This is a genomic window from Rothia sp. P7181, from assembly GCF_048513015.1.
Taxonomy (GTDB): domain Bacteria; phylum Actinomycetota; class Actinomycetes; order Actinomycetales; family Micrococcaceae; genus Rothia.
Genome location: NZ_JBLXXZ010000001.1, coordinates 99,722 through 117,308 on the forward strand (window position 1 = coordinate 99,722; position 17,587 = coordinate 117,308).

General features: G+C 47.8%; 17 protein-coding genes, 1 tRNA gene and 1 riboswitch. Of the genes, 6 read left to right on the forward strand and 12 right to left on the reverse strand.

Translation table 11 applies throughout. The annotated features are described in order from the left end of the window. Window positions 1-11 precede the first annotated feature (11 nt). The 5 genes from pcrA to ACN08Z_RS00490 form a co-directional block, all read right to left on the reverse strand. Window positions 12-2,594, reverse strand: coding sequence for a DNA helicase PcrA (pcrA, locus tag ACN08Z_RS00470; RefSeq protein ID WP_419102683.1), 2,583 nt, complete (start codon window positions 2,592-2,594; stop codon window positions 12-14). 155 nt (window positions 2,595-2,749) lie between these two features. Next, window positions 2,750-2,822 (reverse strand) — tRNA-Arg (locus ACN08Z_RS00475). 60 nt (window positions 2,823-2,882) lie between these two features. Then, entirely contained in the window at window positions 2,883-3,107 is a 225-nt protein-coding gene (locus ACN08Z_RS00480; RefSeq protein WP_419102684.1) for a hypothetical protein, read from the reverse strand. 206 nt (window positions 3,108-3,313) lie between these two features. Further along, window positions 3,314-4,039, reverse strand: a complete 726-nt coding sequence (locus ACN08Z_RS00485; RefSeq protein ID WP_419102685.1) for a C40 family peptidase — start codon at window positions 4,037-4,039, stop codon at window positions 3,314-3,316. A 3-nt stretch (window positions 4,040-4,042) separates the two neighbouring features. Further along, window positions 4,043-4,200, reverse strand: a riboswitch (cyclic di-AMP (ydaO/yuaA leader). Between the two features lie 602 nt (window positions 4,201-4,802). Beyond that, on the reverse strand, window positions 4,803-5,495 hold the full coding sequence (locus ACN08Z_RS00490) for a metal-dependent transcriptional regulator (RefSeq protein ID WP_419102686.1): 693 nt from the start codon (window positions 5,493-5,495) through the stop codon (window positions 4,803-4,805). Between the two features lie 342 nt (window positions 5,496-5,837). Between ACN08Z_RS00490 and serC the strand changes: the two genes are divergently transcribed. Then, window positions 5,838-6,938, forward strand: coding sequence for a phosphoserine transaminase (gene serC, locus ACN08Z_RS00495; RefSeq protein WP_419102831.1), 1,101 nt, complete (start codon window positions 5,838-5,840; stop codon window positions 6,936-6,938). A gap of 116 nt (window positions 6,939-7,054) precedes the next feature. Here serC and ACN08Z_RS00500 read toward each other — a convergent pair whose 3' ends face one another. Then, on the reverse strand, window positions 7,055-8,338 hold the full coding sequence (locus ACN08Z_RS00500; protein WP_419102832.1) for an MFS transporter: 1,284 nt from the start codon (window positions 8,336-8,338) through the stop codon (window positions 7,055-7,057). Window positions 8,339-8,499: 161 nt separating this feature from the next. After that, window positions 8,500-9,036 carry a DUF3027 domain-containing protein gene (locus ACN08Z_RS00505; RefSeq protein ID WP_419102687.1) on the reverse strand — a complete coding sequence of 179 codons (537 nt, stop codon included), beginning with the start codon at window positions 9,034-9,036 and terminating at the stop codon, window positions 8,500-8,502. A 61-nt stretch (window positions 9,037-9,097) separates the two neighbouring features. On the opposite strand from ACN08Z_RS00505, the gene ACN08Z_RS00510 reads away from it, so the two are divergent. From ACN08Z_RS00510 to ACN08Z_RS00525, 4 genes are all read left to right on the forward strand, one after another. After that, the gene (locus ACN08Z_RS00510; protein ID WP_419102688.1) at window positions 9,098-9,352 is read left to right on the forward strand and encodes a hypothetical protein; all 255 of its coding nucleotides are present in this window, start codon (window positions 9,098-9,100) and stop codon (window positions 9,350-9,352) included. A 66-nt stretch (window positions 9,353-9,418) separates the two neighbouring features. Beyond that, window positions 9,419-10,123 carry a response regulator transcription factor gene (locus ACN08Z_RS00515; protein WP_419102689.1) on the forward strand — a complete coding sequence of 235 codons (705 nt, stop codon included), beginning with the start codon at window positions 9,419-9,421 and terminating at the stop codon, window positions 10,121-10,123. Between the two features lie 12 nt (window positions 10,124-10,135). Further along, window positions 10,136-11,611, forward strand: coding sequence for an ATP-binding protein (locus ACN08Z_RS00520; protein ID WP_419102690.1), 1,476 nt, complete (start codon window positions 10,136-10,138; stop codon window positions 11,609-11,611). A 162-nt stretch (window positions 11,612-11,773) separates the two neighbouring features. Further along, a complete protein-coding gene (locus tag ACN08Z_RS00525) occupies window positions 11,774-12,064 on the forward strand; it encodes a WXG100 family type VII secretion target (protein ID WP_419102691.1) in 291 nt (96 codons plus the stop codon). Between the two features lie 92 nt (window positions 12,065-12,156). Here the strand turns inward: ACN08Z_RS00525 and ACN08Z_RS00530 are convergent, their stop codons facing one another. Further along, window positions 12,157-13,083, reverse strand: a complete 927-nt coding sequence (locus ACN08Z_RS00530) for an RNase H family protein (RefSeq protein ID WP_419102692.1) — start codon at window positions 13,081-13,083, stop codon at window positions 12,157-12,159. Between the two features lie 111 nt (window positions 13,084-13,194). On the opposite strand from ACN08Z_RS00530, the gene ACN08Z_RS00535 reads away from it, so the two are divergent. Further along, entirely contained in the window at window positions 13,195-14,019 is an 825-nt protein-coding gene (locus ACN08Z_RS00535; protein WP_419102693.1) for a 4'-phosphopantetheinyl transferase family protein, read from the forward strand. An 18-nt stretch (window positions 14,020-14,037) separates the two neighbouring features. On the opposite strand, the gene ACN08Z_RS00540 is transcribed toward ACN08Z_RS00535, so the two are convergent. The 4 genes from ACN08Z_RS00540 to ACN08Z_RS00555 form a co-directional block, all read right to left on the reverse strand. After that, window positions 14,038-15,117, reverse strand: a complete 1,080-nt coding sequence (locus ACN08Z_RS00540; RefSeq protein WP_419102694.1) for an isochorismate synthase — start codon at window positions 15,115-15,117, stop codon at window positions 14,038-14,040. A gap of 71 nt (window positions 15,118-15,188) precedes the next feature. Further along, the gene (locus ACN08Z_RS00545) at window positions 15,189-15,965 is read right to left on the reverse strand and encodes an SDR family oxidoreductase (protein WP_419102695.1); all 777 of its coding nucleotides are present in this window, start codon (window positions 15,963-15,965) and stop codon (window positions 15,189-15,191) included. 5 nt (window positions 15,966-15,970) lie between these two features. Further along, a complete protein-coding gene (locus ACN08Z_RS00550; protein ID WP_419102696.1) occupies window positions 15,971-16,609 on the reverse strand; it encodes an isochorismatase family protein in 639 nt (212 codons plus the stop codon). A 290-nt stretch (window positions 16,610-16,899) separates the two neighbouring features. Then, window positions 16,900-17,496 (reverse strand): TetR/AcrR family transcriptional regulator, encoded by a 597-nt coding sequence (locus ACN08Z_RS00555; RefSeq protein ID WP_419102697.1) that lies wholly within the window; start codon window positions 17,494-17,496, stop codon window positions 16,900-16,902. Window positions 17,497-17,587: the final 91 nt, after the last annotated feature.

Genomic DNA, 17,587 nt, shown 5'->3' on the forward strand with positions numbered 1-17,587 from the left:
TAATAAATTACCTAAAGTTTCTTTAACGGCGCATAGCGCAAGAGGAGGCGTTTTTCTTCTGAACCAAAACGCACCTTTGCAACGGTTTTATCTCCGCTTCCTTCTAAGGCAACAACTTTTCCTTGACCAAAACTTTGGTGCAAAACCTCTTCCCCAACGGTTAGTTGAGGTATTTCTTTACGCGGCTGAACACGAGAGACGTTGACGCGACGAGCCGCTTCACGAAGTCCAGTACCTGAACTTTTGTGTAAACCTGTTCCAAGAGCTTCCGTGCGAGGGTGAGAGGAGGTGGTAGACACGGCGTTGAAGCCTTTTCGAGCCCATTCAATAAGGTCTTCAGGAATCTCTTCAATAAAAGGAGAGGGAGGGTTCATCTGACTTTGACCCCAAAGCGAACGACTCTGCGCGCGTGTAATATACAGTTTCTGTCGCGCTCGTGTCAGACCAACATAGGCAAGTCGGCGTTCTTCGCTCATTTCTCCTTCATCGGTCATCGCCCGCTGGTGTGGAAAGATTCCGTATTCCATTCCAGTCAAGAACACCACCGGAAATTCTAGGCCTTTAGCAGTATGCAAAGTCATCAACGTAATGACTCCTTGCGCGCGTGCTTGTGCCACTTCTTCAGCAATTTTTTGGGCACTTGCGGACTGTTCGTCGGTGTTTTCTGGGGCGGCCGGTATTTGGTCAGCATCTGCTACGAGAGCAACGTGTTCGAGGAAATCCGCCAGAGATGCCTCGGGGTTATCGTGTTCGAAGTCTTGGACTGCTTCAACCAATGAGGAGAGGTTCTCAACACGGGATTCGTCTTGGATGTCTTGGGATTCTCGTAGTGATTGTAAGTATCCGCTTTGTTCTAATACAGCTTCTAAGCAGTTTGCTGGAGAGGAGGATTGAACAAGCGTTGAGAGGTCTTGGATGAGTTGCACAAAAGAGGCAATTTTTTTCTGTGCAGCTGCACCGAGTCCTGATATTTCTGAGCATTGGGTGAGAGCTTGCATGAAGGAGCACCCTTGACGAAGTGCATAATCAGCCACAAGCCCTTCACTCTTTGCGCCGATACCACGTTTAGGGACGTTGAGAATACGGCGAGTGTTCACATCGTCATCAGCGTTGACCATAATTCTTAGGTAGCTTAGAACGTCTTTAATTTCTTTGCGTTCGTAGAAGCGTGTACCGCCAACGACTCGATAGGGCAAGCCTTCTCTCATCAGGGCTTCTTCTAAGATACGAGATTGCGCATTGGTCCGGTAGAAAATTGCGACATCTCCGGGACGTATCCCGTGTGATTCGTAAAGACGATCAATCTCAGCTGCAATATATCGCCCTTCACCATGCTCATTTTCGGCAACATATCCAACAATTTTTTCGCCTTCTCCAGAGGCTGTCCAAAGTTTTTTGGGGCGTCGGTCTTTATTTTTTTCGATAACGGCGTTAGCTGCCGAGAGGATATTCTGTGTTGAACGGTAGTTCTGTTCAAGCATGATGGTTCGAGCGGAGGGATAGTCTTGTTCGAAATCGATAATATTGCGAATATCAGCTCCACGAAACGCGTAGATGGACTGGTCAGAGTCACCGACGACGGTGAGTTCTGCTTCGTTTTTGCCGACGAGTTCTCGTACGAGAGCGTATTGTGCGTGGTTTGTGTCTTGGTACTCGTCCACCAAAATATGTTTGAAACGTGTTCGATAGTATTGAGCGACTTCTGGAACTGTTCGTAGAAGATGCACGGTCTTTGAGATGAGGTCGTCGAAGTCTAGGGCGTGAGCTGCTTGGAGTCGCTGTGTGTACCCGTTATAGACTTGTGAAACTGCCCGGTCAAAGGGGTTCGCGGGGTTCATCGTCGTTTGAAAATCATAAGCTGTGATGAGCTCATTTTTTAGTTGACTAATCCGTGAGGCAATCGCTTTAGGCGCTATTTTTTGAGTATCTATTGCAGAGTTTTTAGCTAAAGTGGTGATGAGTCTCAGCGAGTCTGCAGAATCATAGATAGAGAACGTCGTCTTCATATCTAGGTGGGATGCTTCTTTACGTAAGACTCTCACACAGAAGCTGTGGAACGTAGAAATCCACATACGGCGCGCAGATTCTCCGACGAGTTCGATAATTCTCTCACGCATTTCGGCGGCGGCTTTGTTGGTGAAGGTAATCGCAAGAATTTCACTTTCATAGGCTCGGCCCGTTGCCAGCAAGTAGGCAATGCGATGAGTCAAGACACGAGTTTTTCCTGAGCCAGCACCGGCAACAATCAGAAGCGGTTTCCCTTGATGGATAACAGCTTCATGTTGTTGTTTGTTAAGACCTTCTAGAAGATTATGGGCTCGGTGATTCTCTGGGGCAGGTTTACGATGAGAGGTTTCAACACCGTATCCACCACTTTGGTAGGACGGTGGCAGGAAATCTAACTCTGCAATATCTTGAGGTACGTCAAGGTTAGGAGTAGGTTCTTCAGTCGGTTCCCATAGTGGTTCGTCGAAGATGGGTTCTTCGTATGTAAAGATGGCAGGCTCCTCTAGGTGCGGAGCTGGAGCAGCATGTTTTTTGGTGTGTTTCTTCGTGCCAGGAGTTAGGCTCTCATCATCAAATAAGTATTCCATCGTGTGAACCAGTCTATCTCGTACACGTGTTCGATGAAAATAGGTAGATTCTTATGATGTTGCGAATATCCGTTAAAGGTTCAATAAACCGCCTTGAGCTGAGCTCATTCACGCACATGGTGTGTCAATACTTCATCCGTAGAGAAGTTTCTTTGTGCCCTCGAATGGATTCGAACCATCGACACCCGCTTTAGGAGAGCGGTGCTCTATCCCCTGAGCTACGAGGGCCAAACTTTATTTAATTATTCCTGCTAAGGGACACACTATACCAATAAATTCTTAGGTGAACTACAGGTTCTTTTTCTTCTTACGGAAAATCATCTGAGCGACGACTAGACCGATGACGATGCCGATACCGCCGGTGATAGAAACCCACATGGCAGCGTTGCCAAGGCTCAGCGCCATGAGTAGACCAATGAGAACACCGGGTACTCCTCCGGCAATCATTCCAACTGCCATGTAGGTAAATTCTTGGTCAGAACCGTTGCTGGGGCTTTCAAACTGAGTAGACATAGTCCTATCTTAGCGTGGATATAGAAATGCGACCCCTGCTGGTCGTACGAGGGTCGCATCACCCGAATAAAATATTCGGTGAGATTTCCTAGATCAGGAAAAGTTATGAATTGTTCACCCAGTAGATGACCAGAGGTGAACTCATAATATTCATGTAGGAGGGGAACATTATAACTGTTCCCCTCACTAGCATGAGTATGTAATTTTTAGAGGCCTGCGTAGGTGTAGTAGCCGGAGACAGGCATGAGTCCGCCACCGTCAACAGCGGTGAGCTGAGTACCCTGAGATGGGTTGAGAGCGGAAATCATCTGACCGTTACCGACGTAGATACCCACGTGTGCGAAGCCGTTAGTGAAGACGATGTCGCCTGGCTGTGGGTAAGCAGTAGGAACAAGCTGACCAACCATTGCGTAGGTGTAAGGGGTCAAGTTGATGCCTGCACGTGCGTAAACGTTAGATACGAAGCCGGAGCAGTCCCAAGCTTTGTAGGAGCGTCCACCCCAGATGTATGCACCGCCGATTCCATCGTATGCAGAGGCAAGAACCTGAGCGCGTACGCCTGCAACATTAGTTGCAGAAGACTGTACAGCAAGACGAGGTGCTGGAGCAGGTGCAGGTGCTGGTGCTGGTGCAGCGGCTGGAGCTGGCGCTGCAACGGGTGCAGGTGCTGGAGCAGGTGCAGCTTCTACAGCTGGCGCAGGAGCGCTTTCAACGGTAGCGCCCCAAGTGGTGATGTTCTCGTAAGAAACTTCAGGAGTGGTGTAAGTAGTAAGGGTTGCTGAGTAATCAACAGGAGCAACGGTGTTTGCTACACCGAATGCGTTAGCAGGTGCAATAGAGCCTGCTAGAGCGGCACCAGCAACAACAGCGATACCTGCGTTGCGTGCGATGTTAGATTTCTTTGGTGCCATGTGGCGTGCAGTGTTAGCCATGTTTATTTTCCTCCATTGCCTCACGAGGTAAGCTGTCGGGTTCGAGTAGAAGGTTCACTCGGTTACTGATATTCCAGTAACTTCACCCCTAGGGCTCTTCATCTAAGAACCCAAAAGGATGGGTCCCCCGCTTCTGCCAAGCATGTCATGATGTTTTCGTTACCTCAGTGTGAACAGTGGCAGAACTAGGCGATCTGTTCTGAGGGTGCCTCTCCGACCAGTGATTGGCACGTTGAAAACACTACTACACCTTCAACTCAAATGTCACGTTTTGGTTACGAAAACATGTTTTTGTCTCACGAGGCGAGCCCACAAAAACACATTAAAGCCACGGCAAATCATGTGGTATTTTTTCTTTTCTTGCTCTAAAAACCTATTTTCTAGTGCAAACAAAGGCTTTAAGGGTTTGTGCAACACAGGAGAACCAACATTAAAAAGGTCACGAAATGATTAAAAAAAATATACGAGGTATGTCTCACACCCGTGTCCTTTTCGTGACTTTTGCCCCAGATAGACCCCTCGAAGCATCGTCAGCACCAAAAAATAAAGGCTCAACAAGCTACCTGCCAACAGCAACAAGAGCCATAGAGAAGCATTAAAAAGTTGAGGTGGGGTACCCTCCACAGGAGTACCCCACCTCAACCAGATAAAAAGCTTCCACATATTCGGACAAATCCAAGGAGGCTCTCACCGATAAGAAGTTCAACCACTCATCAGTATCCTGCCTTGTATCAAAAGGTGCTCAGCGTTCTCCAAAAGATATCTACCGCTTGACGATAATCGCTTCAGCAACATCCGCAGAAAGTGTCACTTCCTGATCCTCACCATCAGCACGGACAATAACAGCCCCTTGTGGTGCAGATGCGATAGAAACCGTAGCACCATAAATAATGCCCGCATCCCCTAGACGACTCATCAATTCAACGTCAGTTTGAATAAACTCGGGGAAACGAGAAATCGTGAAACGATCTTCTACACGAGAATCTTTAGCCGCAATACTCATAGAGACAGTGCGTTCATCGTTATTTTCGCTCTTCGCTCCCAGCTCTTCAAGACCAGGAATAGCATTTCCATACGGAGAAAATTTTGGATTATTGAGGAGCTCAACTAAGCGACGTTCAACACGCTCACTCATTACGTGTTCCCAACGGCAAGCTTCCTCATGGATATACGCAATGTCTAAGCCGATGATATCGGCTAACAAACGCTCTGCAAGACGATGTTTACGCATCACTTCTACAGCCTTTTTACGACCCTGCTCTGTTAATTTCAAAGAGCGGTCAGAAGAAACCTCGACAAGACCATGTTTCTCGATGCGAGCAACAGTCTGCGAAACGGTTGGGCCAGAGTGTTCTAAACGCTCTGCAATACGAGCGCGCATAGGGACGATGCCCTCTTCTTCTAGTTCAAGAATAGTCCGTAGATACATCTCAGTAGTATCAATTAGGTCAGTCATATGTCTTAACTCCCTTCTCTGGCGCCAAACCAGTGAGCAAATAACTCTTAACCTGAGTATATATGCACTTCACGTTGTAGGGCGAACAGGGGATACAACCCTTCATGAATATGACAAATCTATAAATTTTCGCTGTGCTCACCACACAATGAACATGCCATAGAAAGTAACGCTCAAGACCTCAGAAAATATTATTCCTTTTCAGAGAATGAAACACTCTCTTTTCTTCAAGCAAGGCACAATAGAACATAACCGGACGTTAAAACCGGTGTCAGTACGTATACGGTGAGTTCACCATGATTTGGAGAATCAGTGACACAGTTTCCTTCTATCCCAGTCGATATGCTTCCTCAGGACGGACGTTTTGGGGCAGGCCCTTCAAAAGTACGCCGTGAGCAAATTTCAGCTCTCACCCGTGCAGCTGAGCTTCCACTTCTTGGAACGTCACACCGACAAGCACCAGTTAAAAATCTTGTTGAAGAAATTCGACAGGGCTTATCTCACATGTTCAACGCGCCAGAAGGCTACGAAGTCGTGCTCGGTAACGGTGGGGCAACAGCTTTTTGGGATGCGGCAACTTTTGGGCTCGTCAAACATAAAGCTCAACATCTAAGTTTTGGAGAGTTTGGTTCTAAATTTGCGCAGGCAACTACAAAAGCTCCTTTTCTAGAAGAATCTTCCATTATTGAGGTGCCTGCTGGTAGTTGTCCATCTGCTCAAGCGGAACAAGGCGTCGATGTGTATGCGTGGCCTCATAACGAGACTTCTACAGGCGTCGTGGCACCAGTTATTCGCCCCGAGGGTATCAGCTCAGAGGCGTTGGTTGTTATTGACGCAACAAGTGCCGCTGGCGGTATTGACGTTGATTTATCTCAAACAGATGTCTATTACTTCTCCCCTCAAAAGAACTTTGCTTCTGATGGAGGATTGTGGGTAGCCTTCTTCTCTCCAGCAGCTATTCATCGCGCATATGAAATTGCTCAGTCTGGACGCTGGATACCTGATTCGTTGAATCTTGTCACGGCAATCGAGAACTCTCGAAAAAACCAGACCTATAACACCCCTGCACTGACGACTTTGGTGATGTTAGCGGAGCAGATTCGTTGGATTAATAACAACGGTGGCTTGTCCTTTGCTGCTGGACGTACCGCAGACTCTTCGCAGAGAGTTTATCAATGGGCAGAAAATTCTTCCTTTGCAGAACCTTTTGTGCAGAACTCTGCAGAACGCTCTCAAGTGATTTGCACTATCGATTTTTCAGAGCAGGTTGATGCTTCGTATGTTGCGCAAGCACTTCGTCGTAACGGTGTTGTGGATACTGAGCCATACCGTAAACTTGGACGAAATCAGCTACGTATTGCAACTTTCGCGGCGATTGATCCAGAAGATGTTTCAGCGCTCTTAGAATGCATTGATTACGTTGTTGCTCAAAAGAGTGCGTAACCGTTCATAATGTAAAGGTTCTTAAAGAGTATTTTGAACCTTGATATAGGTCTTTTTGGGGCGCTGTCTGATGTTCAGACAGCGCCCCAAAATTTAGAGAGGAAAGCATCGATAAATTATCGTGGCTGCTGAATTTCTAGAGCTGTTGTCACAGGGTCAAGAGGTTCTTCTTCGGTACGTTTGAAAACAAACTTCGTTTTTCGAGAGCGGTCAAAGACGAGTTTGAGTTTTTCTGAACGGTAGTACCATAGCAGCCCAATAAGACCTGCCAGAATACCTGATAATGCTGCAATACCAAGACCCCAACGCGCACCCCAGTGGTCGTTGACGAGGCCAACAAGAGGTGCCCCGACGGGCGTGCCGCCTAAGAAAACTGCGATATATAAACTCATGACTCGTCCACGCATCTGTGGTTCAGTCGTGACCTGAACGTATGCATTCGCTGAAGTAATAATCGTCAAGGCGCAAAGGCCCATGGGTATGAGTGTTATGGAAAAGAACAGCAGGTTAGGAGAAAGAGCCGCGCATAAGGCAGACAGCCCAAAGGCTGCTGAAGCCCCAAAAATAAAGCGCAGGCGAGGACGTTCTCGCCGTGCGGCGAGGAGAGTTCCAATGACAGAGCCGATGGCCATAGTGGAGTTAAGAAAGCCGAATTCTCCAGCACCTTTATCAAACTCTGTTGTTGCCATTGCCGCGATGTTCATTGCGGAGTTAAGCCCGAAGGTTCCCACCAGAAAAACTGCTACCATCACTGCCAAAATATCGGGGCGTTTTCTGACGTATGCGACGCCGTCGCGGATACGTCCGGTTGAACGATCCGCCCGAGGAGTGGGGCGAAGCTCTCGAGTTCGAATCAACGAGATTGCAGCAAGCATGATGAGGAATGTTGCAGCGTTGATGAAAAAGACTGGCCCAGTACCCAAAAGAACAACAAGAATACCGGCACATGCTGGGCCGATAAGACGTGCAGAATTAAAGGATGTGGAGTTGAGGGCTACAGCGTTAGGCAAGTCGTTATCGTGAACGAGCTCAGAAACAAAGGTTTGGCGGGCAGGAACTTCGAGAGAGACGATGATTCCAGCGACGAGGGCTAATGCGTAAACGTGCCAAATTTGGATGTGCCCGCTCATCACTAAGAATCCTAGTATGAGGGAGAGAATGCCCATTGCGCTTTGTGTCGTGTAGAGCAGTTTTCGGCGGTCTAGCCTATCTGCAAGGACTCCGGCATAAGGTGCTAAGAAGAGTTGAGGGCCAAATTGTAAAGACATGACGATTCCGAGTCGAGTGGAATCGTTATTAGAGAGTTCGTTAAAAATCAGCCAGTCTTGAGCAGTATGTTGCATCCATGTTCCGATGTTGGAAAGGAATGCTCCGATAAACCACAGTCGATAGTTAAAAATCCATAAAGAACGGAAAGTAGGAGATTTGCCATGTACCGGTTGGGGCCCGTTGCGTTCAGTTGTGAGCGTTGTTGCAGGGGGTGAGGAGGTTTTCTCCTGCGGGAGAGTTTCGGCGTGTGGAGTTCTCTTACTCGTAGAAATCAGTCCTTAGATGTGTGTGGTTATTGTGCGTCGTTGAGGTCTTCAGTTTCGGTGGTGTCTTCGAGGTCGGCGTTTTCGGCGTTTTCTTCTTCGATGGCGCTCATGCGCTCAGACCAAGGAACCCATGCTGGGGCGAGGAGTGCATCGTCTCCGGGGATAAGTCCTACTTCGCATACGGTGGCGATTTTAGAACGCGGTGTTCGAGAAAGTGTCGCAAACCAGAACCAGCCTCGGTATCCGGACATCGTGCATTCAAAGAGGTGTGTGGTGAGGCGTTCTTCTTCTCCACGTAGGTGGTGAACGATACCGATGTTTTCTGCGGAGGTAATCTCTTGGATTCCGGCGAGCGCAATATCTTTTGCTTGAGCAAGAACGGTATCGACTTTGCTAGTTCGACGTCGTTTAGTGGGTGCACCTAGTGTTGGTTCTGCAGTCTGGGTGGTTGCAGGAGGGTGTGCGTTGCTGTCATCGTGAGGGTGTTCAGATAGGGCGGAGCTATGCTCTTCTGAGGTGGATGGCTCCGCGGGGATTGTATCGTTCTTTATCTGTTGGGACATACCTTCTATTAAAGCGTGAAATGAGAAACTTTGCTCGGTGTTTGGTTGATACGGTATGTATATGACTGAGAGTTCTCCCGTAATGTCGTCTTCATTGGCGGTTTCTATTTTGAGTTTTTGTGGTGCTCTATGCACTGTTCTTGGGGTGTTAAGCGGCGTTGTAATGTTATTTCTCATATGGCTTAGAGGTGAGGCTCCTCATGTTTTGACGTGGGGTGCGATGGTGCTGTTGCCGGTGGGGTTTTTGAGTTTGGTGATGTCTCTTGTGGTGGCTATGGTGGGGCGTAAAGCGCAAAGAGGACATTCAAAGTCTTAGCAAAGAGTCAGCTTATATATATCTGTCTTTCAGCAGACTCCCAGCTTTAAGAGTGAGAATAAGACCGTGAACACAAATCAACCTGAAGCAAAATTACTCGTCGTTGACGATGAACCAAACATCCTTGAATTACTTGCAACCTCACTCAGGTTCGCCGGCTTCGAGGTTGTCACTGCATCTAACGGTCGTGAAGCACTCGAAAAAGCAGAGAGTGAAAACCCTGATTTAGCGGTCCTTGACGTGATGATGCCCGACCTTGATGGATTCACCGTCACTCGCAAACTCCGTGCAGCAGGAAGACTCTTCCCCGTTCTCTTCCTCACTGCTAAAGACTCCACCGAAGACAAAGTCGCTGGGTTAACAGTAGGTGGAGACGACTACGTCACGAAGCCTTTTAGCCTTGACGAAGTCGTTGCACGTATCCGTGCGGTATTACGCCGAACACATCAAGGAGAAATAGACGACTCCCGTCTACGCGTCGGAGATCTCATCCTCGACGATGATGCACACGAAGTATTTCGAGGAGACCGAGAGATTGATCTCTCCCCCACAGAATTCAAACTACTACGCTATTTAATGCTCAACCCAAACCGCGTGCTGTCCAAAGCTCAAATTCTTGACCACGTTTGGGAATATGACTTCAACGGGGACGCTTCTATCGTAGAGTCTTATATCTCCTACCTACGTAGGAAGATTGATAATATTCCAGATCAGCCACCAATGATTCATACCAAACGCGGCGTTGGGTATCTCTTACGCACCGCAAAATAAACGTGAGTTATTGTGACTAAGATTCGTCAAAAAATAGGACAACTGGGCGCGCTCTCTTTGCGTACCCAGTTGGTTCTTTTAACTAGCTTGCTCTTAGCCCTAGCAATTTCAGTAACCTCGTTGGTTGCTATATCTGCTCTACGTGGGCAAATGATAGAACAACTTGATGAGGAGATGAGTTCAAACGCTCAAACTCTCACAAGTTATCTCACAGAAGGACCTCATCAACCCAGCACGAGTTCTCTTCTTCGGTATCAAGCGTATCTTTTAGATGACCAAGGAATAGTGCTCTCGTCTTTGGTGGGAGCATCATCCATTCAAAGTTCGACACCAGATCTTTCGGGCTGGACGCATGAGAAGGTGTCCCGTTTTTCTCATAAAGGAATCACCGTTAAATCTGTTAACGGTAAAGCTGAGTGGCGTATTCTCCCCATTGATTATGGGGACCTTGATTATTCTGTCATTATTGCTACACCATTGAGACAAACGCATGCGGTGGTTGCACTAGTTGCTATTTTGACGCTCACTTTTGGTGTAGCAACGCTCTTTGCCTCAGTCGCCATGAGTTGGGTCATGGTAACAAGAGCATTTGAGCCACTAGCTCGAGTTGAAAAAACAGCCGCACGTATCGCGGCAGGTGACCTTTCACAGCGTATGGAAAAATACAACCCATACACTGAAATTGGTCATCTTTCAGCCTCTCTCAACACTATGTTGAGCCATATCGAAAAAGCCTTTGAGGTGCAGAAAAACTCCGAAGTGAAGATGCGTCGTTTTGTGGGCGATGCTTCTCATGAGTTAAGAACTCCTCTCGTCTCTATTCGCGGATATTCTGAGCTATATCGCCAAGGTGCTTTACAAAGTGAAGAAGCTGTAGCAAACGCCATGAGTCGTATTGAAGCAGAGTCGAAACGTATGGGGCAATTGATTGAGGATTTGCTCACCCTGGCTCGTATTGATGAGCGTCGCGAGTTAGAGAATCGCATTATTGATCTTCTTGATTTAGCTCAAGACGCATCCCATGACGCTTTTGCCACGTCTCCAGATAGAACCGTTCAAGTGGTTGGGCTATCAGGACACACTACCCCTGAAAGTGCTTATGTGTATGGAGATGATTCTCGCTTGCGACAAGTCATTGCAAATCTAATGACTAACGCTATTCGCTACACTCCTCAGGGCTCACCTCTTGAGATAGCAGTCGGAACAGTCAGCACGGAAGACGGTCAGCAATTCTCTCAGATTGAGGTTCGAGACCACGGACCAGGTATCCACGGTGAAGACCGCCAGAGAGTTTTTGAACGGTTCTATCGTGCTGATACTTCGCGCACTCGTGAAACGGGAGGCACGGGGCTTGGTCTGGCTATTGTTGCCGGTATCGTTGCCCAGCATGAAGGACAGGTTGAGGTCTTAGAAACTACTGGCGGAGGGGCAACCTTCAGATTACGCTTTCCCAGCTACGCTGGAGATGGCGTTTCGCGTGAAACATAAATTTCACATCTGCGTCTGTGGATTATTAGCTCATACCGCGTTAATAGCACCTATTTATCCACAATTTTCCTAATGAGCTACTGATATGACGTCTATCTCCCTAATGTAAAAGTCAGAAGATACGTTCTTCTACTTCGTTATAGAACATTTTTAGGAGACATCATGGCACAGTTCCTTGTTGACGCAGAGATGATTAGCCAGAAAAGCGCCACGGCACGCGCACAAATTGATTCGATTATCGCAGAAGTTAATGGGCTCACCAGTTCCTTACAAGATTTAGAAGGTTCTTGGACTGGTGCTGCTTCACTCAACTTTCAAGGTGTGCTTGCTCAGTGGAGGGCAACACAACAACAAGTAGAGCAGTCTATTGCTCACATTAATGAGGCGCTCTCACGTGCAGGTGTTAATTATGCTGATACAGAATCAGCAAACGCTGCCATGTTCCTCGGATAGTAAGCGCAGGGGCAGGAACGCTACCAGCTCTAGGCTGTAGTGTTCCTGCCCTAACTTAATCGTGATAAAGCTTAAGGTATTTCCCCAGAATTTTAGGGTTCTTGAGGGCACACGGTATCTTGCCGTGAAGATAATACCCACCCTAACTCACTCGTAGTATCTTGAGTCCATAAGCTGGTACGTATAACCAGAACGTGGCGAGTCCTTACACGAGACAAAAGACGAATCACAGAATCCCCCAGCATCTCACAGCTGATAAAAGTTGGTTCGTCGTGCGCATAAAAAGCACGTGTACGATATTCCACGGCGAGTGAACGTTGTGTGTGTATCCCCTGATATGTCACCCACCAGAAGTTTTCTCCCAATACTTTTTCTAAATACTGTTCCTGCTCATAATAGTGAGGCTGATACAGGGTCTGTTCATAGCCCTTAACGAGTTCAAGAGCATCCTCAATGTTTAAGGTTTCTCTTTCTTGACCGTGAAGGGCAGAGGTAGCCTTCTTTTTTTCTTGTGGCAGAGGAGTCTTTTCATCTGCTGAGGGCAAGTCAAGGTTGAAGCCCGGTCCAGTAGGTGTCGGTGTTCCTTGTTGAAACGACAGGGCAGCATCTCTAGCTCGAGTATCTGCAGCCTCATTCATATCTTGCCCAGAGTGCCCTTTAACCCACACAAATTCGTAGTCCCGCCCTTGCATTGCTTGGTCAAGCGCTTGAATGAGCTCTTGATTCTGAACGGGTTTACCGTCTGCTTTCTTCCACCCTTTTTTCTTCCACCCTGGCAACCATTTAGTCACCGCGTTAATGGTGTACTGAGAATCACAAAGAACTGTAAGTTTACGTTCAGGAAGGTGTGCAGTGGCTTCAAAGAGTTCGAGTACCGCCCGTAATTCACCCTGATTATTTGTTGCGTGCTCCCATCCACCTGCTGACCAGTTATCGTGGTCGATATACCACGCCCATCCAGCCGGTCCAGGATTCATTAATGCTGACCCATCTGTTGCGGCAATAATCTCTTGTGTCATTTCAACAAGACCTTCCTCAAGGACGTAGATTCTTCACACCCTAGCTTATCCGCTCTTATGTGTTTCTGGTGCTACCGGTGTTCAAACATAAAAACATCTAGAATAGCCTGTATGAGCGCATACCCACAGACAGATCGACAATCTGTTCATCTATATATGTTGCCGTCAGCGATTCTTCGCTCAGGACACGGCATCACATGGTTGTCCTATGTTGGTATCGCCGAACAGACGAAAGCAGCCCAGTATCGTAACCCTGAGGATGCACTCAATTACGCCGCGCAACAAACCCTCATGCGGTGTATCGCCGCATGCGCATTAGATATTCGCCCCACCCACGCCGCTCATATTCCTGTCGATAGGACATGCCAGCTGTGTGACCCAAAAGCAACACATGGAAAACCGCGGATTTCTGGTATTAACTTCAATATGTCACGAAGCCACGGAATGGTTGCCGGAGCATATTTTGCAGAAGACAGTCAAGATCCACAGGCTCAATTACTCGGCATCGATATTGAAAGAATGCGCGGAAATCTCCTCGACGGATACGACAAAGTCACTCTCACCGAAGAAGAAAAAACTATCATCGCCGAATGCCCAGAAGAGAACCGAACATTATTAAGGTTGTTACTGTGGACAGCTAAAGAAGCCGTCCTCAAAGCTACCGGACACGGACTTGTAGCAGGCCCCCAAAAAGTTCAGGTGAAACTTCTCGACCCGCCCCAAAACCTACTCGATATCTCTGGCTATAAGGCGACGGGAACTCTCAACATTGAGGGGTACCAACAACAGTTTTATCTGCACTGGTTTGTGCAAGGTGAATTTGTCATAGCCGTAGCGACAAACCAAGACCGTACAGTCAAGGCACACCCCGTTACCAAGCCCTACGACATCAAGCAAAGTATTCCGTTATCCCCACAACGTGTCAAAACGCTATAAGTCTGTTGCCGGCTCACACTATGAAGATACGGTCTTGATATTCAAGGCCTGCCCAAAGGAACCGAGCTTAGTTCCCGTCTCACGGTGTTCACTATCTGGGGTTGAGGCTTTGACGAGTCCAGCTCCTGCAAATAATGTGATGTGGTCAGGTTCAACCTGAGCACATCGCAAAACGAGCGCCCATTGTCCGTCTCCAGAGGGGTCCATCCAGCCTACAAGACCGCCGAAGAATCCTCTTTCGAAGCTTTCTAATTCGCGGATAACCTGACGTGCCGTATGTGTTGGGTAGCCACAAATTGCAGGAGTCGGGTGGATAGCTCGAGCGCCGTCTAAAGCGCTCATACCATCTTTGAGACGTCCTGTAATTTTTGTGGCCAGATGCCATAGTTGCGGAGTGTTAATCAGTTGCGGAGTTGCCGGAACATGAAGTTCTTCGGTCACTGGCGATAGGCATCTTTTGATATCGGCAACAACGGTAGCGTGCTCTGCACGGTCTTTAGCTGAGCGCATGAGTGCTTCACCGATTTGTGCGTCTTCGGTACTCCCGATGGGAGCTGTGCGGGGTGAGCTTCCGGCGAGAGGGAAGGTGGTAAAGACTCCGTCTTCGACGCCGAATACAAGTTCTGGGGAGGCTCCCATTAAGTAGCTTTGGTCGGAGAGTTTCATCGAGAACACATAGGCGCGTGGTTGTTGTGCCCATAGGTTATGGTAAATGTTCTCTAATGTTGGGCGGTCTTCTTCGTAGTAGACATGAAGAAGACGGGAGAGCACCACTTTGTCGAGTTCCCCGTTGTTCATTTTTTCGACAGCTCTCCCAACATTCTGGCGGTATTCGGGGTTGTCGATACCCTCAATACGCGTTGGGCTGGGGCAGGTTTTTTCTTGAACTGTTGGGGCAGGTGTTCGTTCAATCGTTTCGGGAACGTATAGAAGTGCAGGTTCTTGAGGGTCAAATGGGATGACTCCGATAACGCCAGTTCCGCGTTCTTGAGCACGTTTGAGAGCGTCTTTTTCGTTAACTGGTTCTAGCTGTCCGAGTGCTCTGAGGCAAGTGTCTCCATAGGTGAATTGAAAGGCAGGGTACTCGTTTGTGGGCATGGGTTATGGTGTTCTTTCTATCGAGACGGGGACGGTTAGCATGAGGAAGCATTGATTCCCCGATCAAGGTTTTAGAAGGTTGCCCCACCATCAACGGTAAGGCTTTGCATGGTGACGTGTTTAGCGCGTGGGCTTAGAAGGAATGTTGCGACTTCTGCGATGTCTTCTGGTTCTGCGATACGTCCTAGGGGTATTCCTAAACGGTAGTTTTCTAATGATCCTTTAATGGGTGTTTGGCTGCGGTCTTCGCCGTTCCATGAATCGGTGACCATGGGAGTGCGTGTTGTTCCTGGGCATAGAACATTTGCGCGGATTCCGTGTGGGGCAAGTTGCAACCCAAAACTTGTTGTGACTCGTGTTGCGGCAGCTTTTGACGCTCCGTAGGCTCCAAATTCGGCGCGTGGTACGTTTGCAGCGTTTGAGCTGATAGTGACGATACCTCGACTGTTTGTCGGGTCTTGTGGTTGTTGTTCTATCATGTATTGGGCAACTTCTCGAGTGACTAAGAATACCCCGTCAGCGTTGACGGCATGGACGGTGCGCCATTGTTCTAGGGTCGTTTCGAGAAGAGGAGCAGCATGAACAATCCCAGCGCAGTTAATGAGTCCTTGTACTGGCTGGCGACGTTGACGAAGGTAATCTCCTAGATGTTGTACACAGGTTTCGTCGGTGACATCTAAAGGGTAGTATTCACATTTTTCAGTGGGGTGTTGTGTGTTTGAGAGTATTTGTTCTTGTGTATCGCAGGCAAGAACGGCGTAGCCTTCTGTCAGAAGGTGTTGGGTGACGGCTGCGCCGATGCCACCGCAGGCGCCGGTAACAATGACAAGTGGTGTTGTGGTATTCATGGTGGTTAGTCCTGACGAGATAATGCTGTCAGAATGTCTTGAGTTGAGGTGACGATACCGCATCGTTGAGCAACATAGTCGCAGGCAAGTTCGTGTTCTTTTTGGCTGAAATCAGCAAGGGCATCAGCGGTGAAGAATACTTGTATGTCGCGCATAAATGCGTCAAGAGCGGTAGTCATACAACCGATGTGTGCGTAGACTCCGGTGATGATTAGTTGGTTTCTGCCACTGAGTTTGAGGTCTTCTTCGAAGGTGCTTTTTGCGAAGGCTGAGTAACGCCATTTGGTGAGGACGGTGTCTTGTTGGGTAGGCGCTAGTGCGGGAATAATTTCTGCGTCAGCGTCTTCTTGTAGCCCTTCGCCCCAGATGTCAGTCAGTAGTGCTCTATCATCGGGATGTTGGCGTGGTGGCTGTGCCGTGTAGTAGACAGGGATTCCGCTATCTCGTGCAGCGTTGATGAGGGCAGAGGTGTTGTGAATAGCCTGTTGAATTTGTCCTTTATTTTCATCTTCAAAGATGGAGATAAAATAGTTCTGCATATCGTGGACGAGCAACGCGGCTTGATGTGGATTAAGTTCCCATGTGGCACGTTTTTCATACGGGGTATACCTATACGTATAGGTTGGTATTGTTTTGAGAGACATTGTATGTACCGTCCTTTTCCTGCCAAGAGTGTGAGGGGCGGAGAAAACCCCTCTACATGCTATTTAGGTTTACCTATGTTTTCAATACAGTAAACCTAATTTATGGTTCTTTACATGCTTTATCACTACATGTACGGTTCAAGGCAGGCAGCTATAATCTCATGTCTGCACCATGCACCCACAACAACCGATACGCCGTAAGTTGTTGTGAATTTTTATCGCAACACCCACGTTGGGTGCTCACCTCAGGCTAAGAAAGCAAAGTCCAAAGAATCGCAAGAAAGTTATTCTTATTGTTGAGCTAGCTCATTGAGCAACTTATCGTAATGTGTATCAATAGTGGCAAGGGTTGAGGTAATAATCTCGGCAGGAGTCTCGTATCCTTGCTGTGCCCACATGGTAAATACCGCCAAGCATCCTTGCAAGTGATAGTTTGCAAAGAGAGAGAGCTGTTGAGCTGGAACAACACCTTTTAGAGAGCTCCAGAAGATATCAATATATTCACGTTCTAATCTATTGCTTAGCACCTCAAAGAAGCTTCCAGCGCCACGTTGGGTGAGGAGCATGCGGCAGACTTCTTTATTACCTTGCACAAATTGCATGAACGCACCAAACACTTCACGGCTATTCATATTTTTACCGTTAACAGGGTCTGGATCTAGAATACTGCTGAGCTCTGCTAGTGCACTTTCTTGAATTTGTGAGTAGAGTTCTGATATATCAGAATAGTGCGAGTAGAAAGTTGCGCGATGAATATCAGCTTTCTCTGCTAGCTCGCTAACAGTGATGGAGCTGAGCTTCTTGTGTTGCAATAAATCCGCTAGGGCAAGGTATAACGCTGATTGAGTTTTGCGTACTCGACGGTCAGCTCGTTGAACTTTTTTCATTTTAATATCTCCAAATCCTATTTGGTAAACACTATACGGCGTATTGTCTACTATCCTACATAATAAGACCTCGTTGGTCATTGCGGATTTT

Bases quoted from the DNA above. Each gene is read 5' to 3' on its own strand.
- ACN08Z_RS00485 (WP_419102685.1), bottom strand. From the start codon at position 4,039: ATGGCTAACACTGCACGCCACATGGCACCAAAGAAATCTAACATCGCA.
- pcrA (WP_419102683.1), bottom strand. From the start codon at position 2,594: ATGGAATACTTATTTGATGATGAGAGCCTAACTCCTGGCACGAAGAAA.
- ACN08Z_RS00555 (WP_419102697.1), bottom strand. From the start codon at position 17,496: ATGAAAAAAGTTCAACGAGCTGACCGTCGAGTACGCAAAACTCAATCA.
- ACN08Z_RS00550 (WP_419102696.1), bottom strand. From the start codon at position 16,609: ATGTCTCTCAAAACAATACCAACCTATACGTATAGGTATACCCCGTAT.
- ACN08Z_RS00530 (WP_419102692.1), bottom strand. From the start codon at position 13,083: ATGACACAAGAGATTATTGCCGCAACAGATGGGTCAGCATTAATGAAT.
- ACN08Z_RS00480 (WP_419102684.1), bottom strand. From the start codon at position 3,107: ATGTCTACTCAGTTTGAAAGCCCCAGCAACGGTTCTGACCAAGAATTT.
- ACN08Z_RS00510 (WP_419102688.1), top strand. From the start codon at position 9,098: ATGACTGAGAGTTCTCCCGTAATGTCGTCTTCATTGGCGGTTTCTATT.
- ACN08Z_RS00540 (WP_419102694.1), bottom strand. From the start codon at position 15,117: ATGCCCACAAACGAGTACCCTGCCTTTCAATTCACCTATGGAGACACT.
- ACN08Z_RS00525 (WP_419102691.1), top strand. From the start codon at position 11,774: ATGGCACAGTTCCTTGTTGACGCAGAGATGATTAGCCAGAAAAGCGCC.
- ACN08Z_RS00490 (WP_419102686.1), bottom strand. From the start codon at position 5,495: ATGACTGACCTAATTGATACTACTGAGATGTATCTACGGACTATTCTT.
- ACN08Z_RS00535 (WP_419102693.1), top strand. From the start codon at position 13,195: ATGAGCGCATACCCACAGACAGATCGACAATCTGTTCATCTATATATG.
- ACN08Z_RS00505 (WP_419102687.1), bottom strand. From the start codon at position 9,036: ATGTCCCAACAGATAAAGAACGATACAATCCCCGCGGAGCCATCCACC.
- serC (WP_419102831.1), top strand. From the start codon at position 5,838: ATGCTTCCTCAGGACGGACGTTTTGGGGCAGGCCCTTCAAAAGTACGC.
- ACN08Z_RS00545 (WP_419102695.1), bottom strand. From the start codon at position 15,965: ATGAATACCACAACACCACTTGTCATTGTTACCGGCGCCTGCGGTGGC.